Here is a 16295-nt window from a genome sequence, read left to right as displayed (position 1 = left end):
GACATACTGGTAAGGTCTTTGATCTCATTCATATATGCGCAAAAAATCCCCATCTTCAAAGTCTTCCGGGCGCACAAGGGCTAAGTTCCCCGCTACGGTATCGCCCATGCTGGCCACACTGGTAGATAAACCGGTATCGGAATCCGGCTGGATGTATGAAGTAAAATGGGATGGCTATCGCGCCATAGCCTTACTGAATAAGGAAGATATACACCTCATTTCCCGTAACAATAAATCATTCGATAAGAAATTTTACCCTGTGCTCAACGCATTAAAGGCATGGAATATCCACGCGGTTGTAGATGGGGAAATAGTCGTGCTCAAAGAAAGCGGGAGCTCCAGCTTCGGTGATCTGCAGAATTGGAGAAGTGAAGCCGATGGTGAATTGATCTATTATGTGTTCGATCTTTTGTGGCTGAATGGGTATGACCTTACACAACTTCCCCTCACACAACGCAGGGAATTACTGGAACAACTGTTCCCCGCACCTGATATTATCCGGCAGAGCGCAAGTTTCAACACCTCTCCTACCGAGTTCCTGGCTGCTGCAACAACGTTGGGCCTGGAGGGTATCATTGCTAAAAAAGAGGATAGCCTCTACTATCCTGGCGCACGAAGCAGCGAATGGTTAAAGATCAAGATCAACAAAAGACATGAAGTTGTTATAGGTGGTTTTACCAGGAACGAAAACTCTTCCAAACCTTTCAGCTCTTTGCTGGTAGGTGTTTTTGAGGATGGAAGGCTACAATACACAGGTAAGATAGGCACAGGCTTTACTACTGCACGGCAAAAGGAAATGATGCAGTTATTCAAATCACGTATCATTAAAAAATCGCCTTTTGCAACCGTTCCTGATATCAACAAGCCTTCACGTTTCCGCCCTAATCCTCCCAAAGCAGTGGCTACATGGTTGAAGCCCGATCTGGTATGCGAAGTAAGTTATGCTGAGATCACTTCGGATGGCGTAATGCGTCACCCCTCTTTCGAAGGCATGCGGGAAGATAAAGCTGCTAAAGACGTCGGAAAAGAAACGCCGCTACCTGTTAAGAAAGTAACAAAGAAAACAGGTACCGCTATTGCTCAGAAGATGTTAACACCTGTCATAGGCGGTAACCGTAAAACATTGCTTAATCCATCCGAAGATACCCAGGTACGGAACATCAACAAACACGAATTAAAGTTCGCTAACCTGAATAAAGTATACTGGCCCGATGAGAAGTATACCAAGCGGGATATGCTGAACTACTATTACCAGGTAGCGCCCTACATTCTTCCTTATCTGAAGGACCGTCCTCAGTCGCTGAACAGGTTCCCCAACGGTATTAAAGGCAAAAGTTTTTATCAGAAAGATGTAACGGGAAAGGCTCCCGACTGGATCAAGACCTTTCCTTATCATACCAGCGACGGCGAAGACAAGAACTTTATGGTGGGGACAGACGAAGCAAGCTTGTTGTATATGGCTAACCTGGGCGCTATTGAAATGAACCCGTGGAACAGCAGGATTCAAAAACCTGATCACCCTGACTGGTGTATTATTGACCTGGATCCGACAGAAAAGAATACCTTTGAGCAGGTAATACAAACAGCGATTGTCACCAAAGAAGTACTTGACAGTATCAAAACCCCTGGATATTGCAAAACATCCGGTTCCACCGGCATACATATTTACATACCGTTAAACGCAAAATATACTTACGATGAATGCCAGTTGTTCGGTAAATGGATCGCTACACAGGTACATGCGGCATTGCCTTCATTTACCAGTATAGAACGCATGACGCGCAACAGAAAGGGCAAGATCTATGTTGATTATTTACAGAACAGGCCTAAGGCCACACTGGCAGCCCCTTACTCATTACGTCCAAAACCAGGTGCTACGGTGTCCATGCCCTTACACTGGGAGGAAGTAAAAAAGGGACTAAAGATGAAAGACTTCAATATCACTAATGCTATTGCCCGCATCAATGAAATGGGCGATATATTCAAACCTGTACTCGGCAAGGGAATTGATATGAAGAAGATCTTACGTACAATGCAATGATGATATTTATTTATTAACCTTTAAATTCTACATTATGGCAAAGTATTCAAAAAAAAGCCAGGACAAAGTGGAAGAGAATATGCATGAAATGAAGAAAGGAAAACTGAAAAGCGGCAGAAGCGGAAAGAAGGTCACTAATCCTAAACAGGCTATTGCAATAGGATTATCAGAAGCCAGGAAATCCGGCGCTAAAGTACCTAAGAAGGCAGCTGCAAAGAAAGCTGCTCCAAAGAAAAAAGCGGCTGCTAAAAAGGCTGCTCCTAAAAAGAAAGCTGCTGCGAAGAAGGCCGCTCCGAAGAAAAAAGCTGCTGCGAAGAAAGCGGCTCCAAGAAAGAAGGCTGCTGCTAAGAAAGCTGCTCCCAGGAAAAAGGCGGCCGCTAGAAAGGCTGCTCCAAAGAAGAAAGCTGCTGCGAAAAAACGTGCTACGCCTAAAAAGAAGGCGGCTTCTAGATCTTGATGATTAGATAACGGGAAGACTGTAAAATGGCTTATTTCAACGCTGTATTTGCTATGGCAAATTCATTTTATGGTCTTCCTTCATAAATCGATAATTAGCTTTGTTTTCCTCAACACAAACATTAAAACATTCCCCTCAAGTGAAGATGTCAAATTCAACTCCAGGTCAGCTTGTTCTCCAGGTTCTATTATCTTGGTTTCTGTTAACATAAACTTATTCTCCTGCCCCTCAGAATCTCTTATCTGCAAATGCTCGCTCATGTTCGTTTGATTAAAAACACATCTGATACTGGAATTATTTTCAATGGTAATTGACAATATCAATTCCTCATATTGAACTGTAATCTTTAAATCTTCCACAATTGTCGGAATGTCTTTTCCCGACCAGATAATACTTGTTTCTATCCCCAGTAATCTTTTAACGAGATCACCTGCGTCTGTATAAGGATTTAGTTCGTAAACAGGCGTATCGGGCAGTAATCCGGAAGATGTTAGCTGATACCGAAGCCATGCCGAATTTTCCAGCGCAATTTCTGTCTTGTCTTTCAGCTTTGAAAACGTGTCAATATAAGTTTTCTTTTCATATTCAGGAAAATACGCACAGGTTAACAATCTTTGAATAACATCTTTGGACTTAGCAAAAGCAACATTTGATTTCTCAAAATGCAACAATATCCAATGCTCAAAAGAAATACTGGAAAATGCTATATTCACCTTCTTCCCATGAACCGGCTGATTGGCCAGCTCAAATGCTTCTTTATGTTTATTCCTATCAAACACAACCCAAACTTCATCAAAGTCGTCGATCCTCGATTGCGCTTCCTTAACAAGACCTAGTGCATGAGAAGAATGCATTTTATCATTCTTATCCGGATATATAGTTATTGCAAGATTAAAATCTTCTTCAACCATTTCCTTTATCCTTTCAAAGTATATCGGTTCGGTATTCTTGCCTTCACAGGCAATGAAGATTGAAGTAGGAGGAACTCGTTTTTTCTTACTCATTATCAAAAATGAATTCTATTTCCTTAATCTTTGGCTGACCACCAAATTTTCCGTTCATATACCATTTATCAAAAGGAGTATCGTCCCTAACGCCTTCAAAATCTTTTGCAGAGAACAACTCAGTAACACCAAATTTATCCTTCTCTGAAAACCAGATCTGATCTTTTCTGAAAACCTCTTTATCCAGCAAGGTGACCTCGTGCGTTGCAACAACCAGTTGACTGTTCTTTGTGTTGCTGACAGGATTATTAAATAACCTAACAAGGAATTTTGATAACTTAGGATGAAGACTGTTGTCTAACTCATCAAAGAAAATAGTTCCACCTCTTTCAAGCCGCTTCAGAATAATACCTCCCAATGCAAATAAGACATTTGTACCGGCTGATTCTTCTCTTAACGGAAGTTCCTTTACACCTACTTCATTTCCATTTTTGTATACTGTATGCTGTGCAGATACCCGGCTTCTTGTTATATTGTAATGTTCTTGGTCCAGGTCGTTCGTCCTGAAGGAATTTCCCCTATTGTCATCCAGATTTTCTCTGATACTTATGCCGCTGATCTTAGTATCGGCTATTCGGAGTAACTTATTTATTCTTTTCAGTAGGTTGTCATTCTCTGGTAACAATAACTCATTAGCAATCTCCTCCCTTAAACTATTAATTCTGATAATATCAAGTGCATTCCAGACTTCAATGCTATCAAAATAAAGATATACGGCTGTCAGAATTTCGTGAGGCAGGTCCCTTCCAAATTTAGATAACAACAACTGATTCCTGAACACCTGATATTCTTTATATCCCAGATCTTTCGACAATTTGCCTATATGTATAAAGTCGATATCCTTGCCGGTATTTTTTTCCGTTGGAGCGGCCCTTTTGAAGAGATTATGTTTTTGTCCCTTTGGATAATAGTCAAGCTCTTCGAGCAAAACCTCCTGTCTCGTGAATTCAATTGAATACCGGTATTTGATATAATTAGTTTCTGCAGGCAATGCAAAGTCGATTGACATCTTCGTTGGAGCCTGATCCGTATCCTGATCAAATAAAAAAGGCTCGTAATAACGTATACTACTTTCAACTCTTATATCTGTAGACTTCTTTATGAATTCTGTTAAATTGTAAAGAGCCCGTATAAAATTAGTTTTACCCGAAGCATTAGGGCCGTATATCACCGCCGACTTCAATAACCTCACTTTCTGCTGATTGGCCAGTTCAATTTCAAAGAAATTGTCTGCTTTACTTTGTCCTGCTTCAGCTTCAAGAGTGAAATCAAATGTATCCCGGATGGAACGGAAGTTTGTAACCGATACGCCTAAAATCATGACCAATAGTTATAAATCCTACACAAAATACACAAATTTAACGATAATTAGGACTATTCGTGAGATAAAAACAACCTTTCCTGCTTCTCCTTCCTTCCCGGTCAAAACCCTTTCCGTTCAACCCTCAAATTTTGCATATCAGATAATTATTATTTGTTTCGCACTAAATTTACACCTGATGAAATCAAAATTGTTGCTCATTGCTGTATCACTGATGGCCATTAAAGCCACGGCACAGCAGAAACATACAATTAGCGGAACCATTAAATCCAAAGCCAAAGGCGAAACCCTTATCGGCGCTACCGTGAGAGTCAGCGGAGGCGGCGGTACCGTTACCAACGAGTACGGATTCTATTCCATCACCCTCACAGACGGCAAACACAAACTGGAATACAGCTCCATGGGCCTCCAAACCGGCCAACTGGAATTCGTGCTCCGGAAAGATACCGTTATTAACCTCTCCCTGGAAGACGAATCTGTTGCCCTCGGAGCGGTAACCATCACCGGTACCAGCACCAAAAGAAGCCTGAGTACACCTCAGATGGGCCTGGAAAAGCTGACTACCAAAGAGATGAAGAATGTGCCCGTATTACTGGGCGAAAGGGATGCCATCAAAGTTATCCAGCTGCTGCCAGGTATAAAATCGGCAGGTGATGGTAACGCCGGTATGTACGTCCGTGGCGGTGCTGCCGACCAGAACCTGATACTGCTGGACGAAGCGCCTGTTTACAATGCCTCCCACCTGCTTGGTTTCTTCTCTACCTTCAATTCCGACGCGATCAAGGACATCGCTGTATATAAGGGCGGGATGCCTGCACAATACGGCGGCCGTCTGTCATCCGTACTGGATATCAAAATGAATGATGGTAACAACCAGGACTTCGGCGTTAGCGGAGGCATCGGTCTTATTTCCGCCAAACTGAACGTGGAAGGTCCTATCCAGAAGGATAGGTCATCCTTCCTGGTTACAGGCCGCCGGACCTATGCCGATATGTTCCTGAAACTGTCCAGCGATTCCAGTCTGAATAACAATAAGCTTTACTTTTACGATATCAACGCCAAGTTGAACTATGAGCTGGGCGATAAAGATAAGTTGTACCTCTCCGGTTACTTCGGAAAAGATAAACTGGGCGTTGGCGATCTGTTCGGTCTGCAATGGGGTAATACCACTGCTACCCTCCGTTGGAACCACATATTCAGTAACAAGTTGTTCTCCAACACTTCCCTCATCTACAGTAACTATGACTATACGATCTCTATCAACAGCGGTTCTGTAAATGCAGATATCTATTCGAAGATCAGGGACTATAACCTGAAAGAAGAGTTGCAATGGTACCCATCATCCAGCCATAGCGTTCGTTTCGGTATCAATTCCATTTACCATACCATTACGCCCGGGCAGGTTACTACTTCTGAAACTTCCCAGATCAATGCCAGATCGCTGGAAGACCGCTACTCGTGGGAGAATGCCGCATACCTGACCGATAGCTGGAAGATGTCTGACAACTTAAGCGTTACCTATGGTGTTCGCTTATCTACATTCAGCATCTTGGGTAAAGGTGATTTCTTCAACCTTGATAAAGAAGGCGAGATCCTGGATACCCTTCATTATAAAAAAGGAGAGTTCGTGAAGACATATGTCAACCTGGAACCGAGGCTGGCACTCAGTTACAAACTGAACACCACTTCTTCCCTGAAAGCTTCTTATGTACGCAATACACAGAATCTTCACCTGATATCCAACAGTACTACCAGTAGTCCTACGGATAAATGGGTGGCCAGCACCAACATCATCAAACCTGAAATATCTGACCAATACTCCATCGGCTTCTATAAAGACCTGTTTAACGGCGACTACGAACTGACTGTTGAAACTTACTACAAATCTTTACAGAACCAGATCGATTACCGAGATGGCGCGAACGTTAACTCTGTCAGCAACGCCATAGAATCAGAGCTGTTGTTCGGTAAAGGACGTGCTTATGGTATTGAGTGGTTGTTCAAAAAGAGAGTAGGTAAATTCAACGGATGGGTAAGTTATACACTTTCAAAAACAGAAAGACAGATAGACGGCATCAACGACGACAAGTGGTACAATGCACGCCAGGACAGGACGCATGACATAGCGATCGTTGCCATGTACCAGCTGAGCAAGAAGTGGACCTTATCTGCCAACTGGATCTATTACACCGGGGACGCTGTTACTTATCCTTCCGGAAAATATCAGATAGATGGTCAGACCGTATATTACTTCACAGGCCGTAATGCCTACCGTATGCCGAACTATCACCGTCTTGACCTCGGCGCTACCTTACAGCTGAAGAAACGCAGACGCTGGTCGTCAGAGCTGGCTTTCAGCGTATACAATGCTTATGGCAGGGAGAATGCATATACCATCACTTTCGAAGACAGTAAGGAAGATCCAAACAAGACAGTAGCTAAACAAACTGCGTTGTTCAAATTCATTCCTTCCATCTCTTATAACTTTAAGTTCTAATGACCATGCGTTATACATATATCCTACTAGGCGCAGCGCTGTTACTCGGCACTGCCTGTGAAAAAGAGATCGATCTTAATCTGAACGGCAATGACAATAAACTGGTGATCGAAGGTGTGCTGACAGATATCAAGGGCGATTGCAGCGTGAAACTCAGCCGGACGAAAGACTTTGCTGACGACAATACATTTGCCGGCGTTTCCGGCGCGAAGGTGCAGATCTTCTTCAATGGCGATACTACCTTGCTGGCAGAGACGACCACCGGCGTGTATACTGCTCCGGAATTATCTGGCGTTAGCGGCAATACATATGGATTGCTGGTTACCGTAGATGGTGAGCAATACTCTTCAACCTGTCGTATGCCATCGAAAGTACTGATGGATTCTTTGTCTATTGTAGAGGAAGATCTTTTCGGTGATATCACCAAAGTAACTAATGTCAGCTTTAAAGATCCTGGTAGTGAAACGAATTTCTATCGCTTCCAGCAGTATATCAGGGGCAATAAGGTAAAGCGTTATTACGTACGCAATGATGATCTTACTAACGGCAATGACATCAATGCACGTTTGTACATACTGGGTGAAGATGATGATGATCATGAGTATGACATCAATAGCGGTGACGAGGTAACTGTAGAGATGCTCAATATTGATGCTTCTGTGTATAAGTATTTCTATAGTCTCAGCAATAGTGCAACTGGCGAGAATGATTCAGCTACGCCTGCAAATCCTGTGAGCAATATTTCGGGAAATGCGATCGGGTATTTCAGTGCGCATACTGTGGAGAAGAAGACGATCGTAGTGCCTTAGTTGTTCTGGGCCTCTTAAACGGTTTGCGAGGCGCCGGCTGCGGTTTCAGTAAGAGATCGCGGTCGGCGCCTCTTTGATGTTACCTCACTCTCGATGCCTCCCAGCCAATCATTGCCATTTTACGGGTGCTTCCCCAATGATATTCGCCAAATTCTCCATTTGACTTAATAACCCTATGGCAAGGGATCAGGAAGGCTACCGGATTGCTTCCTACAGCTGTTCCAACTGCCTGATATGCCCGTTCTGCATTGGCGGCGGCAGCTACCTTGCCGTAACTGGACAGATCGCCCATAGGGATCTGTAATAACGCTTCCCAGACCTTCAGCTGGAAGGGCGTACCTTTCAGATGCAGCTTCACCTGCTCCAGCGTATTCCAATCCTGGGTAAAAAAGTATAATGCGTTTTGCTGGACCATATCGAGTACCTGCTGGAAGCGGGCATTGGGGAACTGTGCCTGTAAATGCCGGAAAGCCAGGTCCCGGTCATCTTCAAATGCCAGGTAACACAACCCTTTGGAAGTGGCCGCCAGGATCAGGGGGCCAAAAGGGCTCTCAGCATAGCTGTAGTTGATGGACAAGGCTTCTCCCCCGTTCTTATATTCACCCGGCGTCATTCCTTCAATTTTCATAAAAAGATCATGTAACCTGCCGGTTCCGGAAAGGCCTGTTTCAAGGGCGGTATCAAAAAGGGAAGCTTGTTTCTCTTTTAATAGCGCCTTTGCATATTCTACACTGAGATATTGTGTAAATTTCTTCGGACTAACACCTGCCCATTCCGTAAACATGCGTTGAAAATGGAATGGACTGAGGTACACATTTTCCGCTACTTCCTCCAGGGACGGCTGTTTCCTGAAATTGGTCTTCAGGTATTCAATTGCCCTGGCAATCCTTTCATAATTGGTCAATTCCTGAGAAATCATATCTATTTCATTTACAATACAAAAGTACCCATTCTCATTTATGACATAAACCCGATTCTTGCGGGGTTCATAACACCTAATTTTACCGTAATTTTGCCCCCTGATTATGAACACGAACCTGCCAATATTCGATATTCCGTCCACAATCCGGTACTATCTGTCTCTTGACAAAAAGGTGACACAAAGTTTCGGTATGGACAAGTACGATGAGCTGCTTCACCCCAACAATTTTGCTGTATTGAGCAACGAGGGAAGCGTGAAAAGCGGTCCTCCTATCAGGACTGATCATTATGCGGTCATTCTATGCATCAGAGGCACCTGCCAGAAAACGATCGGCGCCTTCACTTTCGATGTAGGCCCAAAATCTTTGCACATCGTATCGCCTAAACATACTACTTCTTTTGATAATGCCTCCGACGACCTGTTACTGTACATGGTCATGTTCAAGAAGGAGTTTATCACGGACACTTTTATCAAACAAAGTGCACTTGACCCCCTGATAGACCTCAATCCTTCCTGCGCCCCTGTATATACACTGGGAGACATGCATTTTCAGAAGACCAAACAGCTTTTTGAAAGGATTGACCGGGAATACCGCGAAAGCAACCCTTTTTTCCTCCAGATAGTGCGTTTACAGGTAGTAGAATTGCTGTATGAAGTGAACAGGGCCTTTGAAAAGTGCCAGGAGAGCCGCCCTAACCATCAGCTCACCAGACAATATGCCACTTTTGTCAATTTCCGGGACCTGGTCGAGGAACATTTCCTCGATAAAAGGACCGTCCAGGAATATGCCGATATGTTGCACATCACAGCCAAACATCTGAGCGAGATCGTCAAACAGGAAACCGGTAAAAATGCACTGCAGGTCATTCATAGCCGGCTGTACCTGGAGGCAAAACTGTTACTTACCACCTCCTCTCTCAGCGTTAAAGAAATTTCAGATCAGCTGAACTTTGATACCAGCTCACACTTTAGCCGGTTCTTCAAGAAGTTTGCGGATGAAAATCCGTCTGATTTCAAGAAATTATCTGTCGCGTAATCCGTCTTTCCCATCTACAAATATAGCGAGGGTGTTTTCTTAACAGGAGACACCTTCTCCTTTTATATCCTTCACTGTCCCGACTTCACTATACAATGTTAGGAAAGATTGTAAAACGTTTTCTGACAATGTATGCAGGACGCAAAATCGCGTATGCAGGACGCAGAATCGTGTATACAGGATGCAAAATCGCGGGGACGAAATGCATCCACTACCTCCCCAAAACTCGTGTAAACCCCGTCAGGACCAAATATCACGTGTGTTAACCAGGAGCAGGATCAATCTTTCATTTTGCGGTGTTTCTACAAGGTTTATACAAGCTTTATCTTACGTTCATCTTACGTTCAAAGACGTAAGATGAACGTAAGATAAAGCTTGTATAAACCTTGTAAAGTCCAGTTTGAATGCGCCTGGTTTCGGCTCAGTAAGGCAAACGAAAAGGCCGTCTCAAGTAAATGAGACGGCCTTACTCCATTGATTATAAACCCCTTAACAATTATGTCCTATGCTTGTCCTATGTATCCTAATGTTTATGCTTATAATTTGAAAGTGTATGCTACTCTTAGACCTATCAGATTAGCAGATTCGCCGTTGTCAACAAATTTTGAGTTACCGTCGAATTTAACCCCTGCGTCCAGGTAGTTACCTTTTCCAATTGGGATCAGGTAACCAATTTGTGGGCTATAGGTGAAGGCCGCTGTTTTATAACCGGTCGGACCATTGGTGATAAAGTTTACTCCGGCCTGTCCCTGTACATACAGATTATTGCTCTGGAAAGGATAATACCTTAAACCAGCCTTAACGGGAATCCACTGCAAATCATCTAAACCCGGTACATCTTCTGCGAAAACATTTGCAAAGCCTGCGTTCACATTTACATACAACGTTTTCTTAAAGATGGCATAATCTGCCTGTACGGAACCGCCTAAAGACCACTTGTAAAAATCGCTGAAATTCCCAACCGGTATTCCTGCTTCCGGACCTGCACTCAAAGAGAATGAAGGTCTTTGTGGTTCACTGTTGCCTTTCGTTTGTGCCTTTACTCCTACTGCTACTGCTAATAATAGTGCTAATGTGCTAATGCCTGTCTTGATCATCTTTTTCATCGTTCGTTCGTTTAATTTTTCTGTTAATCTTCAGTTCTGTTTATCGCAGCTGCTTTAATCAATCTGATGACACAAAATTATACCGTATCACATTGTCCATCAATTCCAAAAAGACGGATAAATCAACCAATTTTTCTGATCACAATAAAAATTTTAGACGCGCAGAAAAATTGGTTTCTTAAACCGTGATATTGGTTTTTCATATACCCTTTTCAGGTGCTACATTTGTGTCACGAAAAAAATAATTACAGTAATAAACAGTTGTAGGTTTAGGTAGAAACGGGTGTAATCATACACCCGTTCATTTTTTTTATACCCCTGTATAACCCACTCAGTAAGGAGTTCCGGCTTTAACAACCGTTTAGTAAGTAATGGTAATACCTGCACCAACTCCCATATCACTGTCATAATGCGTAGAAAGGGACAGATATTTCGTCATGATGTATCTGAAACCTGCCATGTATTCTTTATCTGTGTTAGCCATAAAATTAAACCGCAGTCTTCTTGTAATGGGTACATCTTCACGGCTTAACTGCACGCGTACACGTCCGTCAGTATCTACCGATGCATCTACAATGATCAGCAGCGGCAGTGTATATTCCACACCCGCATGTAATACGCTCCGGAAGTCTTTTGTATTGGATTGCCCGAACAGGTTCTTTTCTTTCTCACCATGCATTTTGCGATAACGTACGTCCCATCCGACATAAGGGAACAACCATTGCGTCGGACCCAAATATCTACCGAAATGACTTTCCGTTTCATACCCGTTGTCGCCATTCAATCCTACTCTCCATTCAGTACTTAACCTGTAACGGGTATTTGAGAACGCCAGTTCACCATCACTGCCATTGCTTTCAAGGCCGATCCTGGCAGACGGATGGATCTTCCTGTCATCCGCATATATTTTACGGATGGCTTTCTTCGGATCAGGTATTTCAGGATTAGCAGGAGAATCTTCGTACGTAAAGATGCGGCCCATACCACTCATCATGTGATAGAGGATGTGACAATGAAAGAACCAGTCGCCACTTTCCGTAGCTGCAAATTCTATGGTATCTGTTTCCATTGGCATAATGTCCAGTGTATTTTTCAGTGGAGAATAATCTCCCTGTCCGTTCAATACCCTGAAGAAATGCCCGTGAAGATGCATTGGGTGACGCATCATGGTACCATTGTAAAGAATGATACGGATGTTCTCTCCTTTTTTGATGAGGATCTTATCCGATTCAGATACTGTTTTGTTATTGATGCTCCACACATAACGGTTCATATTACCGCTAAGATTAAAACGCAATTCCTTTACGGGAGCATCCGGCAGATTGGTCTTTACCGGAGATTTCAACATAGCATAGTTCAATGTTACACCCGGATCTTCATCATACATCACGGCGTTCATATCCATCTGCTGAAGGCTCATCTGCATGTCCATATCATTCATCTGTCCGTTCATTTTCATCATGCCGTTCATCATCTTCATCCCTTCAAAATATTTCAGGCGGGGCAGTCGCGTTGCTTCATTCCGCGGACCACTACCCAGGAACAGAGAAGTTGCTTTAGTCCGGTCTTCCGCTGTGGCAAGGAATTCATAACTGCTGTCTGACGGAAGACTGACCAGTACATCATATGTCTCGGCCACGCCTACTATCAGCCTGTCTACTTCTACGGGCTCTACATCCATACCATCATTTGCTACGACGGTGATCTTGCCACCCGCATAGGTCAGCCAGAAATAAGTAGAAGAGCTGCCGTTCACCACACGCAGCCTTACTTTATCGCCAGCTTTGTACTGTGGCTGCACATCTACGGGTTTACCATTGCTGAACAACTGATCGTAGTATACATCGCTGACATCCATTGCCAGCATCCGTTTCCACTCGTTGGTCAGTTTAGTGGAAAAGTTTTTTGCCTTGATAGCTTCTGCATAACTCTGTACGCTGTTCTTCCTTACTGCATACCAGTCTGTTGCTGTATGCAGCGAACGGTCCACCTGATGCGGGTTCTCATTTGTCCAGTCGCTTAACAACAGTGTATGTTCTTTCTCATCGGGCGCATTTCTTTTCCTGATGATGAAAGCGCCGTACATGCCGCTTTGCTCCTGGAACATGGTGTGAGAATGGTACCAGTAGGTACCATTCTGCACGAGCGGAAATTTGTATAAGTGTGTTTCACCTGCTTTTATAGGTGCAGTAGTAAGATAAGATACGCCGTCATACCGGTTAGGCAGGATCAGGCCGTGCCAGTGTATGGAAGTTTCCATATCCATTTTGTTATGCACATAGATCTCGGCAGTGTCTCCTTCTGTAAAAGTGAGTACCGGCGCTGGTATGCCGCCATTGATCACCATCGCGTGTATCATCTTTCCCTTGCTATGGATCATTGAATCTGATACAAACAGATCATAACGGACAGTGCGGGGCACCTGTGAAAAAGCTGCTGTAAAGGACAGCAATACGATTACTGTTAACAGAAAACGTTTCATCTCTAAAGTATTAAACTGTTCCGGATTATTTGATTGTCTCTTTTACATTACCGCAGGTCAGCATTTTCTTACCGTAATAAGGATTCTTTACGGCAGCTTCCTCGCTTAACCAGTAGCTCTTCTGCATAGGACAATACAGCTGATATACCGGATCTGTGGACAGTTTAACGGCTTTTGCCAGGGTGTAGATATTGTTGGAGAATGTCTTGAATTTTTCGCGCTGTGCGTTGAGATCTGTCGAATTCGAAATTGCCAAAGCATCCGCAGAAAGCTTGTCTTTTAAAGGCATAAATGCTTTGTGCTCGTCGGCAGACAGTGTATTCATGTCCACGCTGTTGATGGCCTTTACAAATGCATCGGCTTTAGCGGCTGCAACACCTGCATCACTGCTTACAAGTGCATTTTTTACGTCGTAATAAAGCGACAATAATTGAGATAAAGATGGATTGGCAGCTTTCGCAGAGAAGGTTGCAAGTAATATAGTAGTGGCTATGATAAGACTTTTCATGTTGATTTGTGTGATTGTTTGAACAATAGGAATTAACACCTTAACAGTTATTAAGGTTTGCTTGTACATTCAAACAATGATCAAATCTGGAAAGACTGAATGGACACACGGATGTCCGTAGGAGGAGGATCCTGCGGCGGTGTTACATACCTGCGCAGTGTATTAAGATAAGCCTGTGAAGGGCCGGAAAGATATATTACTGGGTAGATGTACACTAATGCAGGAAGCTGCACCACTTCATCCTGCTGGACGTTACTTTTATCAAGCTGTTCGAATTTGACCATGCCATCGCCACAGCATTCATGCGGCGCTTTCTGGTGCTCATGATGCATGGCATGCATATCGTGCATGTGACGATGCTCGTTTGACCACAGATCACTTTGTATAGCGCAGGCAAAACCGACACCCGTATTCAGGAAGAATACAAGTAGCAGGAAGAGCGCCCGGAGTGATATGATGGTCTTTTTCTTCATTGACACAAAGATACAGCGGGTCCCGGCATAGTTGTTATATAATTCCGGCAGGAAGTTATATAATTTATGGAAGTGGTCAGTACGCGATCTTACACATCGTCACCATACCTGTTCTCGCCGTCATCCCTTTTTCAAGTATGATACTGATCTCGGCCAGCGTTTCCTTTTCTGCAAAGAAGCCATTGACAGTAAGCGGCTGATACCCGTTTTTCATGATCGTAAAAGGGTGTGTCTCTTTCAGGTCAAGGTATAGTGTGAAAGCGCCGGAAGCATCTGCGGCGATGGTGTCGTGTTTCCCTTCCAGGCTGATAACTACCCCCTGCAATGGCAGAAGGGTATCTTTGTTTCCGGAAAGCATCTTTTGTTCTACTACCCTCCCATGAAGAATAGCGATGGCTGTGTCTGGCTCTGTACCACAGTTAAAGGTATCGATCCGGCTTTCATGTTCGGAGGCGCAACTAGAGAATATGGTCCCAATAAATAGACAAGGGAGCAACATGCGGTTTAGCATCATGACATCATAAATTAATATCGAGGTGTACCCTAATGGCGTTCTGTTATAGCGCCCTTTCTGAATTCAGAAGGGTTCATGCCTCTGTACTTTTTAAAGATACGGTTGAAGTGGCTCTTGTCTGTAAATCCGAATTCGTCTGCAATTTCTACAATGCGCAGATTACTATGCAGCAGCCTGTTTTCAATCAGTTTAAGCTTGTAGTTGGTAATATACTGCTGCATCGTTTCGTTTGCATGCTTTTTAAAGTACCGTCCCAGGTAGCTCTCGGAAATCCCCAGGTGTTTGCTGATATATTCGGCTTTGATCTTTTCTGGCTGATATATATGCTGCTGGATATACTGCAGGATATCCAGGGCCTTTTCTTCTGTTTGCTCACTTATTTTTTCAGGCAATCCGGCGGCGATATTCCTCGCCACGATCAGGATCAATGTGTTCACATATTGTTGTATCAGCTCGCGATTATACAGGGCGTTATTCTCCTGTTCCCGTACGATCGCTTCCATAAGAGGGCCGATAATACTATTGTCGGCAGTATTCCTGATGATACAGCCTGGTTGATGACTGGCATTCTTGAGGATAAATTCCATTCGCTCCTGATCTGTCAGTTGCAATTTGTTTGACCTGATATAGAGATCATTGAAACGGATGAAAAGGAATTGTGTTGGCTGATCTATTTCAAAACAGTGTGCATCTTCCGGTGTAAGCAAGAACAGGTTTCCCGCTTTATAAGGATATCGGTCCTGGTTGATACGCTGATCTCCCGAACCGGATACGATGTACACAAATTCAAAGAATGTGTGTTTATGTTCCGGCCGGGGACAAACATCTAATACTTCTTTCAGTAGTATCTGGAAAGGTTCGTAAAGATTGTCTCTGATCATGTGCCTAAAGGTACGCTAAAAAGGCTAATGGAGGGAGCGTTAACACTATCTTTTCAGCCGGGATGCTGCCAGCAGGATGAGGGCTACTATCAATAGTGTGCGGACTATTTCACTGTAACTGCTTTTTTGCATAATGAATGCTTTAACTCTGGTCATTTTTGAGGTCGTTTTATATAGGGTGTTTGAAAATGAAAGGCCCGGAAAAGAAGCTGTTTCCGCGCTTCCTTTCCAGACCATCAAAATA

Annotated in this window: 14 protein-coding genes; 5 read left to right on the top strand and 9 right to left on the bottom strand. The window is 43.5% G+C overall.

Going from position 1 to position 16295, the window contains the following annotated elements; all coding sequences use genetic code 11:
* Nucleotides 1-34 precede the first annotated feature (34 nt).
* Together ligD and C7475_RS33315 are read left to right on the top strand one after the other, a co-directional pair.
* The gene (gene ligD, locus C7475_RS21760) at nucleotides 35-2041 is read left to right on the top strand and encodes a DNA ligase D (protein ID WP_233259925.1); all 2007 of its coding nucleotides are present in this window, start codon (nucleotides 35-37) and stop codon (nucleotides 2039-2041) included.
* Between the two features lie 34 nt (nucleotides 2042-2075).
* Nucleotides 2076-2498, top strand: coding sequence for a DUF6496 domain-containing protein (locus C7475_RS33315; RefSeq protein ID WP_146217614.1), 423 nt, complete (start codon nucleotides 2076-2078; stop codon nucleotides 2496-2498).
* An 80-nt stretch (nucleotides 2499-2578) separates the two neighbouring features.
* On the opposite strand, the gene C7475_RS21750 is transcribed toward C7475_RS33315, so the two are convergent.
* Together C7475_RS21750 and C7475_RS21745 are read right to left on the bottom strand one after the other, a co-directional pair.
* Entirely contained in the window at nucleotides 2579-3502 is a 924-nt protein-coding gene (locus C7475_RS21750) for an RloB family protein (protein WP_110055516.1), read from the bottom strand.
* The gene (locus tag C7475_RS21745; RefSeq protein ID WP_110055515.1) at nucleotides 3495-4823 is read right to left on the bottom strand and encodes an ATP/GTP-binding protein; all 1329 of its coding nucleotides are present in this window, start codon (nucleotides 4821-4823) and stop codon (nucleotides 3495-3497) included. The genes C7475_RS21750 and C7475_RS21745 overlap by 8 nt, the downstream gene beginning before the upstream one ends.
* Before the next feature lie 178 nt (nucleotides 4824-5001).
* Between C7475_RS21745 and C7475_RS21740 the strand changes: the two genes are divergently transcribed.
* Both C7475_RS21740 and C7475_RS21735 read left to right on the top strand, forming a co-directional pair.
* On the top strand, nucleotides 5002-7320 hold the full coding sequence (locus C7475_RS21740) for a TonB-dependent receptor (RefSeq protein ID WP_110055514.1): 2319 nt from the start codon (nucleotides 5002-5004) through the stop codon (nucleotides 7318-7320).
* Nucleotides 7321-7325: 5 nt separating this feature from the next.
* Entirely contained in the window at nucleotides 7326-8129 is an 804-nt protein-coding gene (locus tag C7475_RS21735; RefSeq protein WP_158286578.1) for a DUF4249 domain-containing protein, read from the top strand.
* Nucleotides 8130-8208: 79 nt separating this feature from the next.
* Here C7475_RS21735 and C7475_RS21730 read toward each other — a convergent pair whose 3' ends face one another.
* Entirely contained in the window at nucleotides 8209-9048 is an 840-nt protein-coding gene (locus C7475_RS21730; RefSeq protein WP_110055512.1) for a bifunctional helix-turn-helix domain-containing protein/methylated-DNA--[protein]-cysteine S-methyltransferase, read from the bottom strand.
* Between the two features lie 106 nt (nucleotides 9049-9154).
* Here C7475_RS21730 and C7475_RS21725 point away from each other — a divergent pair, with 106 nt between their 5' ends.
* A complete protein-coding gene (locus C7475_RS21725; RefSeq protein ID WP_110055511.1) occupies nucleotides 9155-10087 on the top strand; it encodes an AraC family transcriptional regulator in 933 nt (310 codons plus the stop codon).
* A gap of 536 nt (nucleotides 10088-10623) precedes the next feature.
* On the opposite strand, the gene C7475_RS21720 is transcribed toward C7475_RS21725, so the two are convergent.
* From C7475_RS21720 to C7475_RS21695, 6 genes are all read right to left on the bottom strand, one after another.
* Entirely contained in the window at nucleotides 10624-11193 is a 570-nt protein-coding gene (locus tag C7475_RS21720) for a hypothetical protein (RefSeq protein WP_110055510.1), read from the bottom strand.
* Between the two features lie 361 nt (nucleotides 11194-11554).
* Nucleotides 11555-13675, bottom strand: a complete 2121-nt coding sequence (locus C7475_RS21715) for a multicopper oxidase domain-containing protein (protein WP_110055509.1) — start codon at nucleotides 13673-13675, stop codon at nucleotides 11555-11557.
* A gap of 25 nt (nucleotides 13676-13700) precedes the next feature.
* A complete protein-coding gene (locus C7475_RS21710; protein ID WP_158286577.1) occupies nucleotides 13701-14183 on the bottom strand; it encodes a DUF3347 domain-containing protein in 483 nt (160 codons plus the stop codon).
* Nucleotides 14184-14263: 80 nt separating this feature from the next.
* Nucleotides 14264-14656, bottom strand: coding sequence for a hypothetical protein (locus C7475_RS21705; RefSeq protein WP_110055507.1), 393 nt, complete (start codon nucleotides 14654-14656; stop codon nucleotides 14264-14266).
* Between the two features lie 76 nt (nucleotides 14657-14732).
* Nucleotides 14733-15170, bottom strand: coding sequence for a hypothetical protein (locus C7475_RS32805; protein ID WP_146217613.1), 438 nt, complete (start codon nucleotides 15168-15170; stop codon nucleotides 14733-14735).
* 29 nt (nucleotides 15171-15199) lie between these two features.
* Entirely contained in the window at nucleotides 15200-16051 is an 852-nt protein-coding gene (locus tag C7475_RS21695; RefSeq protein WP_110055505.1) for an AraC family transcriptional regulator, read from the bottom strand.
* Between the last annotated feature and the right edge of the window lie 244 nt (nucleotides 16052-16295).

The sequence above is a fragment of the Chitinophaga sp. S165 genome (assembly GCF_003182155.1).
Classification (GTDB): Bacteria; Bacteroidota; Bacteroidia; order Chitinophagales; family Chitinophagaceae; genus Chitinophaga.
This window is presented reverse-complemented; position numbering and strand designations above follow the sequence as displayed.

Bases quoted from the DNA above. Each gene is read 5' to 3' on its own strand.
- C7475_RS32805 (WP_146217613.1), bottom strand. From the start codon at position 15,170: ATGATGCTAAACCGCATGTTGCTCCCTTGTCTATTTATTGGGACCATA.
- C7475_RS21750 (WP_110055516.1), bottom strand. From the start codon at position 3,502: ATGAGTAAGAAAAAACGAGTTCCTCCTACTTCAATCTTCATTGCCTGT.
- C7475_RS21715 (WP_110055509.1), bottom strand. From the start codon at position 13,675: ATGAAACGTTTTCTGTTAACAGTAATCGTATTGCTGTCCTTTACAGCA.
- C7475_RS21705 (WP_110055507.1), bottom strand. From the start codon at position 14,656: ATGAAGAAAAAGACCATCATATCACTCCGGGCGCTCTTCCTGCTACTT.
- C7475_RS21695 (WP_110055505.1), bottom strand. From the start codon at position 16,051: ATGATCAGAGACAATCTTTACGAACCTTTCCAGATACTACTGAAAGAA.
- C7475_RS21720 (WP_110055510.1), bottom strand. From the start codon at position 11,193: ATGAAAAAGATGATCAAGACAGGCATTAGCACATTAGCACTATTATTA.
- C7475_RS21725 (WP_110055511.1), top strand. From the start codon at position 9,155: ATGAACACGAACCTGCCAATATTCGATATTCCGTCCACAATCCGGTAC.
- ligD (WP_233259925.1), top strand. From the start codon at position 35: ATGCGCAAAAAATCCCCATCTTCAAAGTCTTCCGGGCGCACAAGGGCT.
- C7475_RS21740 (WP_110055514.1), top strand. From the start codon at position 5,002: ATGAAATCAAAATTGTTGCTCATTGCTGTATCACTGATGGCCATTAAA.
- C7475_RS21730 (WP_110055512.1), bottom strand. From the start codon at position 9,048: ATGATTTCTCAGGAATTGACCAATTATGAAAGGATTGCCAGGGCAATT.
- C7475_RS33315 (WP_146217614.1), top strand. From the start codon at position 2,076: ATGGCAAAGTATTCAAAAAAAAGCCAGGACAAAGTGGAAGAGAATATG.
- C7475_RS21735 (WP_158286578.1), top strand. From the start codon at position 7,326: ATGCGTTATACATATATCCTACTAGGCGCAGCGCTGTTACTCGGCACT.
- C7475_RS21710 (WP_158286577.1), bottom strand. From the start codon at position 14,183: ATGAAAAGTCTTATCATAGCCACTACTATATTACTTGCAACCTTCTCT.
- C7475_RS21745 (WP_110055515.1), bottom strand. From the start codon at position 4,823: ATGATTTTAGGCGTATCGGTTACAAACTTCCGTTCCATCCGGGATACA.